We start from the raw sequence: 13,232 nt of genomic DNA, 5'->3' as shown, positions 1-13,232 counted from the left end.
CAAGAATTACGGGCAGCAGAAGATCCAGAGTTTGAAACTTTCTATACCAAAAACATTTTACTGAACGAGGGTATCCGCGCTTGGATGGCTCCTCAAGATCAACCCCACGAACAGTTCGTATTCCCAGAGGAGGTACTTCCACGTGGTAACGCTCTCTAATAGAGTTATTAGTGGTGGACGCGACCAAGAATCAAGCGGCTTCGCTTGGTGGTCTGGCAACGCCCGTTTAATCAATTTGTCTGGTAAACTACTTGGCGCTCACGTTGCCCATGCTGGTTTAATCGTCTTCTGGGCTGGAGCAATGACTTTGTTTGAAGTGTCTCACTTCGTCCCAGAAAAGCCTATGTATGAACAAGGCTTGATTCTTCTCCCTCACCTCGCCACCCTGGGTTGGGGCGTTGGTCCAGGTGGTGAAGTTTTTGATACATTCCCCTACTTTGTTGTTGGTGTACTTCACCTCATTTCCTCAGCAGTTCTAGGCTTTGGCGGTATTTATCATGCCGTTCGTGGTCCTGAAACCTTAGAAGAGTATTCTGCTTTCTTTGGTTATGACTGGAAAGATAAGAACAAGATGACCAATATCATCGGCTTCCACCTGATTATTCTCGGATGTGGTGCGTTGTTGTTGGTGCTGAAGGCTATGTTCTTCGGTGGAGTTTATGATACATGGGCTCCAGGTGGTGGTGATGTGCGTGTGATTACTAATCCCACCCTTAACCCTGCTGTGATCTTCGGTTATCTAATTAAAGCTCCCTTCGGTGGTGAAGGCTGGATTATCAGCGTTGATAACATGGAAGATGTTATCGGTGGTCACATTTGGATTGGTTTAACTTGCATTGCCGGTGGTATTTGGCACATCTTCACCAAGCCTTTTGCTTGGTCACGTCGTGCCTCCATTTGGTCTGGTGAAGCTTATCTATCCTATAGCTTGGGTGCGCTCTCCTTAATGGGGTTCATCGCTTGTGTTATGGTGTGGTTTAACAACACCGTTTACCCCAGTGAATTTTATGGTCCTACCGGTCCTGAAGCTTCTCAAGCACAAGCTTTAACCTTCTTGATTCGTGACCAACGCCTGGGTGCTAACGTCGGTTCTGCACAAGGTCCAACTGGTCTAGGTAAATACTTGATGCGCTCTCCTACTGGTGAAATCATCTTTGGTGGTGAAACCATGCGCTTCTGGGATTTCCGTGGTTCTTGGTTAGAGCCTCTCCGTGGACCTAACGGTCTTGACTTGGAAAAAATCAAGAATGATATTCAGCCTTGGCAGGCTCGTCGGGCTGCTGAATACATGACTCACGCACCTCTGGGTTCTTTGAACTCTGTAGGTGGTGTAGCTACGGAAATTAACTCCTTTAACTATGTGTCTCCTCGCGCTTGGTTGGCGACTTCACACTTCGTTTTAGGATTCTTCTTCTTAATTGGTCACTTGTGGCACGCAGGCCGCGCCCGTGCTGCGGCTGGTGGTTTTGAGAAGGGTATTAACCGGGAAACAGAACCAGTGATGTTTATGAATGACCTCGACTAGGTTGTTTTCATCTCTATTTCATCACTGACAATATCATACTTTTTATAGCTCTTGTGTCACAGCAAGAGCTTTTTTGATATTTTTTTGATATTTTTTTGATATTTTTTTTGTATTTTTTTGATATTTTTTTGGTATTTTTTTGATATAATATATAACGTAACAAATAAATTTTACTAAACATCAGATAATGAACGGTTTCAAATTCGGTACGTCTGTATTGACAGTCGCGGTTGGTTTAGTAATGGGAACATCAATCAATCAGATGGTCGTTGCTAAAGAAGTTGTTGCAGAATCAGTCACCCAGCCAGCAGTCACAAATGAGGTTATTGCCACATCAATTACTCCTGAAAAAACTGAGACTCCTCCTCAACCAGGAACTTTCACTTACAGTGCTGGTGATTTACTGGCCAGAAGACCACTGGATTTAGATGTATTTTGTAAAAATTATCCTTTAAATTCCCGCTGTACTAATCAACCTGTCACCACACCAGTAACAAATCCAGAGGAAGTTAAACCTAAACCTACGGAGGAAAAGAGCGAAACTTCTGCAAAAACTCGCGGTTGGGCAATTACACCGGAAATTAGTACATTAGGTGTGGGTGCAACAGTCACCAAATCTATTACACCTCATATTAATGCTAAAGTTGGGGTTAATGGCTTAGGTATAAGTAGAGATATTAACTTGTCTGATGTTGATTATAAAGCCGATCTCAACCTGTTGAATATATCCACCCTCGCTGACTACCATCCTTGGAAAAATGGCGGTTTCCGTTTGACTGGAGGCTTGGTATTTCAGGACAATAATATAGAAGGAACTGGGAAACCCAAGAATGGTGTAACAATTAATATCAATGGTACAGACTATAACTCCACAACTGTGCTTACATCAGTGAAAACCAAAGTTTCTTTCGGTAATAGTGTCGCACCGTATATTGGTATTGGTTGGGGTAATGCTGTGAAACCTGGTAAACGTTGGGGATTTTCCACAAATTTGGGTGTAATGTTTGCCGGATCTCCAAAAGTAGAAATAACACCTGGATTTTTGGTACAGGTGCAACACCCGCTTTACAACAGGAAATTAATAATAACATTGAAGCAGAAAGGAAAAAAGTGCAGGATGACCTTAATTGGTTGAACATTTATCCTGTTTTTTCTCTTGGTGTTTCTTATCAATTTTAGATAAAGATTTAGGGTGTGTCAGTTGTTTAAAATCTGTTTACTATTACAGACTTATCAGATTTGATGCACCCTAAAAAAATCCGAATTTTCATTTGCTATAATTAAATTAACTTGTATTTTATGCTGAGATATCCAAATGATTATTACTAAACATCGCGCTGATAGAGTTATGCTTTATAACATCAGTTGGCAACAGTTTGAAAATCTGTTGCAAGATTTGGGAGAAAATCGTGCTGCTAGAGTGGCTTATGATGATGGAAATTTAGAAATTATGACACCTTTACCAGAACATGAACAATATAAAGAAGTAATTAGTGATACAGTTAAAGATATTGCTGAAGAGTTGGATTTAGACTATGAAAGTTTAGGTTCAACAACCTGGAAGCGAGAACGGAAAATGGCAGGAATAGAGGCAGATAATTGTTTTTATTTTCAAAATGAACCATTAGTTAGAGGTAGGTTAGATTTAGATTTACAAAAAGATCCACCTCCTGATTTAGCTTTAGAAATTGATATTACTAATAAGTCTTTAAATCGGTTTCCTATTTATGCTCGTTTGGGAGTTCCTGAGATTTGGTGTTATGATGCTGTTGAATTGACAATTTATCTTTTGCAAGATGGGGAATATTTGGAATCTGAGAAAAGTTTAGTATTTCCTAGGTTAGAAATTCGAGATTTACCAAAATTGATTGATCAAAATCGGGTAAATGGTAGACGGGCAATTAGAAAAGCAGTGAGGGAATGGGTAAGGAGTAAAAAGTGAAAGAATAAAAAATTATTGTCCCACATTCATCGCTGCTAAAAATGCCTTTTGACTTACATCTTGGTAAACAGCTTTTAAATATTTCATCTGTAATTTCTGATGTTTCTTGAATTGTTTCTACATTTTTACTGCTGCGTAATTGACGTAAATCGCTGATAATTTGCTCTTTGGTGCGTCCACGTAATTGAAATAATACAAAAGGATCTTCACTAAAGCGATCGCCTAATTGATAATATACAGCGCCGATATGTTTACAAGGAACAACTTGATCAGGACAAGAACATTTACTGTGAATGTCAGTCAGAGTAAAGGGAAATAATGATAAACCGTTACTGATAAAAACTTCTTCAATATTTTGTGGCATTTCTCCTGCTAATAATTTAGCTGCAAAAATCGCTTTTTGGGACATTGTTTCCACCACATAACCCCACTCTTCATCACTAAAAGCATCAAGAGATAAAGAAACCTTATAAGGTTCTGCTTCACTACCCTGCACCCTCGCTAAGACCTTCGCAGCTTTAAATTTAATACTGAGAACATTTCCTTGTCGAGAATAATTTCTTGCCCGTTCTAAGCGTTTTTTAAATCGGTAAGAATCCAGTAAATCTAACCATCTTTGTGACCACCATTCCCGACTTCCTTGTAAGGTTTCGTTACTCATAATCTTTGATCTTTTTGTGGTGTTAGTAATTTGATTATTTCTATTTTCAGGTACATTTTCATTTTACTCCTAATATTAAAGTTGATGATATTGAATTTTTTGTAGATTTAGGAGCAGAAAGACTATTAGCAGCGCAAAAACAAGGTCAACAAATAGCTGTAGAAGTGAAATCTTTTAGTGTCCCTAAAGAAGACATTGTTTTAGGAGTTCATGCTCCTTATAAACGGCAATTTACAGGTTTTGCGGTGGGATAATAAATAATTTTGAGGAAATTACCAATTGATATCAGCATTTACTACTTAAATTAAAACTTCAACTTCTTGAGCGATACTTGTAGGTTGAGGAATTGGTAAACCTGATTCTATTAAACCTTCTATATGAAATTCTATTGCTTCAACAATCATTTGTTGAACTTCTGTTAATGTTTCAGCCACAGCTATACAACCGGGTAAATCGGGAACATAAGCACCATAGCTAGTATTTCCTTTTTCAATTACTACTGTATAACGCATTATTCTTCCTCCAATTGCGCTTGTTTCCATATACTTTTTATTGTACCAATTGGTACGTCAATATTAGGTTTACCGGAAACTGTAACAGTACCAAGTTTATCAGGATGTTTAAACTGTCGGTGACTTCCTCTAGTTCTTGCTAAATACCAACTATCAGCTCATAGTCGCTGAATCACTACTCTTACTTTCATATTAACATCTATCTGTATAGATGAAATTTATGTTATAGATTTTCTCATCTTTTATAATTTCTATTTTACTCCTCATCATCATCCAAATTTGAAATATAAGGTGGAAGTTTCCCAAGACTAATTCTTTCTACATATTTAATGGCGCGATGTTCCTCTAATGATGTTTTAATTAAAGTATTTATTAACAAGCGAAATTTATTAACATCTGCTTGAGATGGTGATTTTAATTGTGAAGCTAATAAACTGGAAATTTGCAATATCAATTTAAGATTAGGTAAGTTAGTTTCGGTTTGTTCAATGAGTTCATATTTTTTATTAAGACAATATTCATTACCCAGATGAGAATAATCAGCCAGTGTTTTTAATAATTCTGGTTTCCAATTGATAATTACTTGTTTTATTCCTGGAATTTTATTTAATAAAACCGCGATAATTTTCGGTAAATCAGGAATGAAATCACCCATATTTCTAAATCTATAGATGGGAGTATCCAGAATTAATTCGATTGTACTAACTGGTGGTGCGCCAAATGTATAGGTTTCTAATGTATAAGGTGCAATTGGTTTTAATTCGCTTTCACTAATTCGTTTAGTAATTAATGTAGCCGCAGCGCCGCCTAAACTATGTCCAGTTACGAAAATATTTTTGTTGGCGTTTTCTTCTCTTTGGATAAAGTCTTGTAATTGTTGCCAAAAACTTTTAACATAAAGATTAAAACCGGAGTGAATTGCTTCTGAATTGGGGAATGCAAGTAAGTTAAAGAAGTAATCATCTAATCTTTCTGTACCTCTAATAGCAATGACAATATCATTTTCTGTGGATAGTAGTAAACCACAACAAACTAATTCATCGGTATCACTTAAAGGGCGTGGTGCTGAGATAAATTCTATGGTTTGATATGGTTGTAAAAATGATGGATAACCTGTTTTCAGGATATTGCTAACTATATCATTTCCTTGTTTATAGGCGACGTAAGCGAGTTGAGAAATACAAGCCATTTCTAGGGCGCGTTGTCTGTCGGTTGATGTTTTCATATTGGTTAATTTTTGGGTGGGTTTGATTTTGTAATTACAGGGTTGTAGATTTATTGATTATAGTTTGTAATTCTTTCTGCACTTGTTCAAGTTCTTGACGTTTTTGGTTAATAAATGCTTTTTCAATTTCCCGTTGTTCTAGGTTTTCTTGGTGAGCTTTTTCTTGTTGTTCTAGCAAGTTTTCATACAATGAAATTGCTTCTGCAATTACTCGACTAGAACCTTCAATTCTGCTAACAAAAACTGTATTAATAATCTCGTCGAGTTTCTCTGAAACTTTATCCACAGAATCTTCAAACTTTTGAAACCCTAATTCAAATACTTTTACTTTTATTTTATCTTTTAATCCATCAATATCTAGTAATCCTAAACCAAAGGAACTAGCAATTGCAGCAGCAACAGCAGCTAAAATTACAGTAATAAATCCAAAACCTGCTATAAATGCAACAGCCGCTAACGCACCACCGACTCCAACTCCTCCACCAATGCCACCTATATCCATAAAATTATCACTGATACCTCTAATAGATAACTTCATTTGCTGGCTAAAGTTGGTTTGAATTTGTTGGTCTAACCTTTGAAAATCAGCTTGAATCGCGTCTAATTCATAAGCGATATTAGAATCTAAATATTCTATACCATCTTTGATAATAATATCTCTTAGTATTTTAGTACCCCATTCATCTATTTCTTCTGATAAGTCTGTAATAAATTGATTGCTGTAATCTCTAATAAGCTTATCTTGGCTAAAAGCTGGGTTATGTTCAGAAACCCAATATGCACTTTTTTCTACCATTCTATCACCTAATTCTGCACGCCATTCATCCCAAGAATTACTAGCTAGTTCATACACTTCATCTATTACGCCAGACACTAATACACGGATTCTGACATCTCTCCCACTTGCTTCACCTATTTTTTCTAATATTTCTAGTTTTTGCGCTTCGGAAATTTGAATTTTACCTTCTAAAGTTTGTTCGGATTGAGATAGACTATTTAAGGATTTGTTAATTACTCTATTTATTTGTTCAACAGATTGGTGAATTTTTACTTTTCCACTTTCAAAAGTTAGAAATTTCTCAAGAGACAAAGTAAAACATTTAAATGATTGTAAATATTCATCATTATTTCCGTTCTGAATTGATTTTAATGCTGCTTTAGCTGAAATGTAATGTACTCGATTTATCTCTTTTAAAACTATTAAATTTTCTTTTTTAACAAAATTTTCAAGTCTTTGTTTTACATCTTGAACATCTTCCTCATTATCAAGGTTATCCATAAAGTTTACTAATACAAAAAGATTCTCAGCAGGTTCTTTATCAGAACTATTATTAAGCTTATATCTTACATCACGCAGTAATTCTTTTTCTTTTTCAGGAAGTAGACGGGTAGCATTGGTTAAGAAAATAGCTGCATCTGTATTTGTGAGTATTTTGTGAGTAATTGCTGTTCTTTGAGGATGTTCATTTAATCCGGGGGAATCAATTATTTCTACACCACTTTTACATAAAGTTAATTCAGGATGTTCAAAAATAATTTCTTCAATTTCAGATTGTGCTAGTTCATCACTACGGTGATCTACTGCGGATTCTTTAGAAATACTTGCTTTTGCTTTATACTGGTCAAAAGCAATTTCCTCCACTCTTCCATCTTTATAGTGACAAATTACCCGTTTTTGAGTTCCATATTTGAGAACTGTCACTGCACCACTACAAGGAACTGCTCTCACAGGCTGAATTTCTTCGCCTAACAAAGCATTTAATAACGTTGATTTACCTTGACTAAATTCACCAATAACAGCTAACCTAAATCGCTGATTTTTAATTTTATTAAATACTTCTGTAATATCATCTATCAAAGTAGAAGGTAAGAAACTATGATCTTTACATTCGTGAATTATTTGGGAGACTAAGTTACAATAATTATCTAATTCCTGACGATAGACTTGGAACTTTTTCAACTCATCATAAGATACGGTTGTATGCTTTTGAGTAGTTTTAATTTCTGGTTTAGCAGGTAAAATTGCTAACATATCACTTGCTGCTTTTACAAACACTATATCAAGTTCTTGAAACCGAGAAGGATCTAGTAAAAAATGTACTTCATTTAAAGCATTTGTATCAAAATTTTCTTGATGAGTAAATGCAATCTCAAAAACTTCTAAATATTCTGATTTAACACCTAAATTTTTAGCAACTATTTCTAAATATTGCTTTTCCCGCACATCAATTTCACCATCTGCAATTGATATTTCATAACCAAAACCAATTAATAATATTTTTTCTGATTCAGAAAGTGGAGATGTTAACTTTAACAAATATTGAATTTTTTTATAAGTTTGATGTTCTTTCACTCCTTTAATCATTAAATGTGTCAATCTTCGCACATCACTTTCTGGTAAGCTAAAACGATACAAAATTTTTAGTAAGCGTTGTTTTTCTTGTTCTTCTACTGTCCCATCTACAAATATTACTCCCATTAGCACTGTTACTAAACTAGCTAAAAATAATACCTGTGGTGTGATATCCCGTTGACTCAATTTTTGTCCTGTGATGCGTGATAATAAATCAACAGTCTCAGAAGTAACTCGTGAAGTATTCATAAAAATCACCAGTGGATAGAGTGTTTAAAAAATATTATTCCCTAATTTAATCAAAATTAACACATTTACCGCACAATCACGGTTCTTAGTATTGAAATTTATCAGTTAAGCTATAAAAGTACATATTGATTCAATAAGCTCTACAAAGATATGATGTATCAATTTCCATCTCTGATTCAAGCTGGTATTGAAGCTGGTAAATATATCCCCGTCTTTAGTAATGGTGTACCCCTAAGCATTGCTAGAGATGCTGTTACAGGTCAATTTGTGTCTCATGCTATTGGTGTTGTCAATCCATTATCACCACTTGTATCCGCTCCTAATTTTCTCATGACTGGCTTGCAGATGTATCAAAATCAGCAAAATTTTACAGCCGTCATGGGTAACTTACAAAGCATACAAAACAGCTTAGGAATATTACAAGCAACAACCGCCCTCATCGGTGTAGGAACTGTTGCAGGTGTAGCATTAACAGCAGTGAACTTACACCAAACCCTGAAATTGAGAAAAGAAGTTGAGCAAATGCGGTTAGAGGTCAAAAATGGCTTTATTGATTTGAAACAAGCCTTAAAAGACCAAGGAGCAGAAATTAGACAGTTAATTGAACAGGTAGCCCAAGATATTAAATTTGAACAACATCGCACCGTTTTAATTAGAGCCTATGGTTTATTAGTGCAAGCTATAAACCGTTTACGTTCTGCCATGCAATTACAAGATATTAGCCGCAGAAATGCAGAAATTGACGCTGCTAGAGGTATGTTATTTGAGGCTTTAGCAGATTATACTAATCCCCATTTATTAGCAGAAACCTGTGCGCCTGGACAACTACGCCGGTTAGAATGTTCTTGGGCTATTGAACAGGCAATTATTACAACTTATCAGGTGCAAAATGAAGTTTCCGCAGTGAGCGATCGCTTGCACCAACTTCAAAATAAAATATGTGAAGATGCCTATACTGTAATTAATCAATGTAAATCCCACGACGAACTTGATTTTCTCTTTCCTGAACTTACCCGCATTCATCATCATGATTTAGTAATCATCGAATCATGGCAAAATCATGTAGATTGGGTAAAATCTCTACCTCCAGCAGAAGTAAAACTTTTAAATAGTGCAGATTTTAATAATTCAGAAATTACCCAAACCATAACTAATTCAGAAATACCACCAGAACAAATCAGCTATGAAAATATAGCCGAAAAATCTCATTTTTATTCCTTACGTGATCAATTATTATTTATGTTCGCGCCAGAATTACGCCGGGAATATGAAATTTATGTGAGTCAACAAGCCGCAAATTCTGGATATAGAACATTAGTCACATCTAATTTAGAACAAGCATCAGATTTAACTGTTGCTAATCTTTTTCACTATTTTAATATTAGAGATGAATCACAGGAAGAACTAGAAGAACAATCAAGCGTTGAAGATTCAGTGTCTCAACCAATGATTATAGCTAATAATAGTAATATCAATGAAAAAGTATTTAGAAAGTTAAAAAGAATTATTTGCGAGCAATTAAATGTTGATGAAAACAAAATTGACTTAAATACAAACTTTGTTGAAGATTTAGGCGCTGATTCTCTTGATGCTGTTGAATTAGTGATGGCTATAGAAGAAGAGTTTGATATTGAAATACCTGATCAAGCTGCGGAAAGGATTACTATAGTTAAACAGGCTCTAGATTATATCATTGCAAAAGCTACTTCTTAATGATTTTTCTGAGTTTCATATCCCCGACTTCTTTGAGAAGTCGCGGATATTGTTTTGTTATGGAAAATTCATATATCAACAATTCTCTAACCAATTTCGCAAATCTTCCACATTATCTAGATCAAATGGGCAGTTCAACTGTTATGGAAATTTTTAAAGATGCACCTAAAACTGGATAGATTAATCACTAAAAATGTTAATGGTATTGCTATTCAAATTTATGCTAGTCTCATCGCTTATCTGATTTTACAACTTGTATCTATTCCGAAAGAATGGGGTGAAAAGATGTTAGATAAATTCCGCTATTTTCAAGCTTGTATGTGTCAACAAATCAGTTATGTTCATTGGATGGAAGATATTATGAAATATTGACATTTTTACCCTTGATAATACTACTATACTTAAATATGTAAAGTTTTGTAACGACATTCAACATTTCTGGTATTATATATATAAGTGCAAAAAATATTCTCTATTCAATTTTAGGGAGTGCAGTTTATGAATAAAAAAGGTAATGATAATTCCTGGAAAATAAAGGTGACAGGGGTTTTTAGTCAAACTACAAGTAAATTAACCCAACTTTTACCCATAGACCAAATAACAAAAACTGTCGCACAATGGTTTAGTGTAAGTGATACTCAAGTTGCGGAAATTCTCGAAACTATTCGCGCTGAATTACCAACAACAGAAGCCTTACTAATAGGAAAACCTCAAGCGGGTAAAAGTTCTATTGTCAGAGGTTTAACCGGGGTGTCTGCGGAAATTATCGGCCAGGGTTTTCGTCCCCATACCCAACACACCGAACGTTACGCATATCCTGACAATGATTTATCACTGCTAATTTTTACAGATACAGTAGGTTTAGGAGATATCAATCACAATACTGAAGCGATTATTCAAGAATTAATAGGTGATTTACAACGGGAAACAAATAAAGCTAGAGTTCTGATTATCACCGTCAAAATTAATGATTTTGCAACTGATACCCTGCGACAAATTGCCCAAAAATTACGTCAGCAATATCCAAATATTCCCTGTTTATTGGTAGTAACTTGCTTACATGAAATTTACTCGCCAGAAATTACTAATCATCCTAATTATCCCCCAGATTTTACAGAATTAAATCGGGCATTTATAGCCATAAAAGAAAATTTTACAGGTTTATATAATAGCGTGGTTTTGATTGATTTTACTTTAGAAGAAGACAGTTATAATCCAGTATTTTATGGTTTAGAAGCACTGCGAGATAACTTAGCTGAACTTCTCCCAGAAGCAGAATCAAAAACAATTTATCAATTATTAGACCAACAGGCTGGAGAAAAATTAGGGAATATTTTTCGAGACGCTGGTAGACGTTACATTTTACCATTTTCCATTATGGCTGCTACCCTGTCCGTAGTTCCCTTACCTTTTGCCACTATGCCTGTTTTAACAGCTTTGCAGGTATCAATGGTAGGATTATTAGGTAAATTATATGGACAGACGATAACACCATCTCAAGCAGGAGGTATTATTAGTACCATTGCAGGTGGTTTTTTCGCCCAAGCTGTAGCACGAGAATTAATTAAATTTATTCCCGGTTTTGGTAGCGTTATTGCAGTATCATGGGCAGGGGCTTATACATGGGCATTAGGTGAAGCCGCTTGCGTTTATTTCGGTGATTTAATGGGTGGAAAAAAACCTGACCCTCAAAAAATTCAAACAGTCATGCAAAAGGCTTTTGCAGAGGCAAAAGAACGGTTTAAGGAAATTAAAAGTTCAACAACTGAAAAATTTTCACCTATTGAGACTAAACCCTGATTTCTCTCCACGCCACCACGCCTCTGCATGAGATAAAAAAATATTAATTAAAACTTATTTCTGGTTATCATCAAGTAATACAGCACTTGCCGATGTACATATCTAGCGGGCAAGATGCCCGCACCATAAGAGTTTTATGATTCAATTTTGTACCTCATCTGCGTGGAAAACGCTGTAAATCCTAATTTGGTAATTCCTCAGCATTACGAATATTTTCCAAAATCAAATCAGCTGCAGTACGTTTAATTAAACCAGTTAAAACATTACCAGGTCCAATTTCCACAACTTTCTCAATGCTATTTTCCGCTAATTGCAAACAAATTTCTCGCCAGCGTACAGGACCTGTCATTTGTTGCGAAAGACGCTGTTTTAAAGTTTCTGCATCTGTCTCTGGAATTGGATCTATATTAGATAAAACTGGGACTTTTGCTGACTGAAAAACAACTGAGTCTAGAACTTCTTGAAATTCGGTTGCGGCCGCTTTCATTAAATGTGAATGAAATGCTCCCGAAACCTTTAAGGGGATAGCCCGTTTGGCTTTGACTTGAGACATGACAGCCTTTACAGCCTCTGGAGTTCCAGAAATTACAACTTGGGCAGGACTGTTATCATTTGCTAAAACTACATTAGGTGTTTCATTAATAACTTTTTCTAACTCTTCTCTGTTAAAGTTCATTAGTGCGGCCATCATTCCGCCAGCAGCATTATCCATTAGTTCCGCCCGTCGTTTTACTAAGTGTAATCCAGCAGACCATTCAAAAACACCTGCGACATAAAGGGCTATGTATTCGCCTAAACTGTGACCTGTAACTAGGTCTGGTTGCTGTCCTTTTTCCTGCAATATATCAGCAATTATACTTTCAATTACATACAGGCTAGGCTGAGTATAAAGTGTCCGTGATAAGGTGTCAATATCACTTTGACAGATATCTATCACAGACCAGCCCAAAATTGCCTCAGCTTGAATAAATTTTTCTTTGGCAGATGGTAGATTTAATAAGTCTATTCCCATTCCCAGCACTTGAGAGCCTTGTCCGGGAAACACCCATGCAGTTTTAGTCATTTGTCAGTTGTTCGTTGTTCGTTGTTCGTTGTCAGTTGTTTGTTGTCAATTGTCAGTTGTTATTGATTATTAGTATTACAGCAGTTTGATATCAAGTCCAGTACAAGAATAGCTATCTAAATAGGGTCAAAAAACAATCCACAATGATTAAACCAATTGAGAGCATTTTCATCAGTAATAGCATTAACC

11 protein-coding genes and 4 pseudogenes are annotated in these 13,232 nt (G+C 35.7%); 9 read left to right on the top strand and 6 right to left on the bottom strand.

Annotation, left to right across the window (positions count from 1 at the left end; translation table 11 throughout):
• From H6G44_RS19325 to H6G44_RS19310, 4 genes and pseudogenes are all read left to right on the top strand, one after another.
• Nucleotides 1-159 (top strand): annotated as a pseudogene (locus H6G44_RS19325) (photosystem II D2 protein (photosystem q(a) protein)); the annotation flags it as partial.
• Nucleotides 143-1,525: a photosystem II reaction center protein CP43 gene (gene psbC / locus H6G44_RS19320; protein ID WP_190595388.1), complete on the top strand. Its 1,383-nt coding sequence runs from the start codon at nt 143-145 to the stop codon at nt 1,523-1,525. The pseudogene H6G44_RS19325 and the gene psbC, both read left to right, overlap by 17 nt.
• Before the next feature lie 187 nt (nt 1,526-1,712).
• Nucleotides 1,713-2,660 carry a hypothetical protein gene (locus tag H6G44_RS19315; protein ID WP_242031807.1) on the top strand — a complete coding sequence of 316 codons (948 nt, stop codon included), beginning with the start codon at nt 1,713-1,715 and terminating at the stop codon, nt 2,658-2,660.
• A gap of 180 nt (nt 2,661-2,840) precedes the next feature.
• Nucleotides 2,841-3,467, top strand: a complete 627-nt coding sequence (locus H6G44_RS19310; protein WP_190388177.1) for a Uma2 family endonuclease — start codon at nt 2,841-2,843, stop codon at nt 3,465-3,467.
• Here H6G44_RS19310 and H6G44_RS19305 read toward each other — a convergent pair.
• Nucleotides 3,427-4,128, bottom strand: coding sequence for an SWIM zinc finger family protein (locus H6G44_RS19305; protein WP_390802948.1), 702 nt, complete (start codon nt 4,126-4,128; stop codon nt 3,427-3,429). The genes H6G44_RS19310 and H6G44_RS19305 overlap by 41 nt on opposite strands.
• A 74-nt stretch (nt 4,129-4,202) precedes the next feature.
• Here H6G44_RS19305 and H6G44_RS19300 point away from each other — a divergent pair, with 74 nt between their 5' ends.
• A complete protein-coding gene (locus H6G44_RS19300; protein WP_190388183.1) occupies nt 4,203-4,382 on the top strand; it encodes an element excision factor XisH family protein in 180 nt (59 codons plus the stop codon).
• 45 nt (nt 4,383-4,427) lie between these two features.
• Here the strand turns inward: H6G44_RS19300 and H6G44_RS19295 are convergent, their stop codons facing one another.
• The 4 genes and pseudogenes from H6G44_RS19295 to H6G44_RS19280 all read right to left on the bottom strand — a co-directional run bounded on the left by H6G44_RS19295 (nt 4,428) and on the right by H6G44_RS19280 (nt 8,467).
• Nucleotides 4,428-4,640, bottom strand: a complete 213-nt coding sequence (locus H6G44_RS19295; protein WP_190388178.1) for a type II toxin-antitoxin system HicB family antitoxin — start codon at nt 4,638-4,640, stop codon at nt 4,428-4,430.
• Nucleotides 4,640-4,729, bottom strand: a pseudogene (locus H6G44_RS20680) (type II toxin-antitoxin system HicA family toxin); the annotation flags it as partial. The pseudogene H6G44_RS20680 and the gene H6G44_RS19295, both read right to left, overlap by 1 nt.
• Nucleotides 4,730-4,896: 167 nt before the next feature.
• Nucleotides 4,897-5,865, bottom strand: coding sequence for a lipase family protein (locus H6G44_RS19285; RefSeq protein WP_190388179.1), 969 nt, complete (start codon nt 5,863-5,865; stop codon nt 4,897-4,899).
• A 34-nt stretch (nt 5,866-5,899) separates the two neighbouring features.
• Nucleotides 5,900-8,467 carry a dynamin family protein gene (locus H6G44_RS19280; RefSeq protein WP_190388180.1) on the bottom strand — a complete coding sequence of 856 codons (2,568 nt, stop codon included), beginning with the start codon at nt 8,465-8,467 and terminating at the stop codon, nt 5,900-5,902.
• Nucleotides 8,468-8,617: 150 nt separating this feature from the next.
• Here H6G44_RS19280 and H6G44_RS19275 point away from each other — a divergent pair.
• The 4 genes and pseudogenes from H6G44_RS19275 to H6G44_RS19260 all read left to right on the top strand — a co-directional run.
• A pseudogene (locus H6G44_RS19275) lies at nt 8,618-9,874 on the top strand (hypothetical protein); the annotation flags it as partial.
• 39 nt (nt 9,875-9,913) lie between these two features.
• On the top strand, nt 9,914-10,180 hold the full coding sequence (gene acpP, locus H6G44_RS19270) for an acyl carrier protein (protein WP_190388184.1): 267 nt from the start codon (nt 9,914-9,916) through the stop codon (nt 10,178-10,180).
• 123 nt (nt 10,181-10,303) lie between these two features.
• Nucleotides 10,304-10,552 (top strand): annotated as a pseudogene (locus H6G44_RS19265) (IS4 family transposase); the annotation flags it as partial.
• A gap of 126 nt (nt 10,553-10,678) precedes the next feature.
• Nucleotides 10,679-11,980 carry a YcjF family protein gene (locus tag H6G44_RS19260; RefSeq protein ID WP_190388181.1) on the top strand — a complete coding sequence of 434 codons (1,302 nt, stop codon included), beginning with the start codon at nt 10,679-10,681 and terminating at the stop codon, nt 11,978-11,980.
• 181 nt (nt 11,981-12,161) lie between these two features.
• Here H6G44_RS19260 and fabD read toward each other — a convergent pair whose 3' ends face one another.
• Nucleotides 12,162-13,043, bottom strand: coding sequence for an ACP S-malonyltransferase (fabD, locus tag H6G44_RS19255; protein ID WP_190388182.1), 882 nt, complete (start codon nt 13,041-13,043; stop codon nt 12,162-12,164).
• Between the last annotated feature and the right edge of the window lie 189 nt (nt 13,044-13,232).

This window comes from Aphanizomenon flos-aquae FACHB-1287, assembly GCF_014698755.1.
GTDB classification, from domain to species: domain Bacteria; phylum Cyanobacteriota; class Cyanobacteriia; order Cyanobacteriales; family Nostocaceae; genus Dolichospermum; species Dolichospermum flosaquae.
The sequence above is the reverse complement of the archived record's forward strand: the minus strand, read 5'-3'. Positions and strand labels throughout refer to the sequence as shown.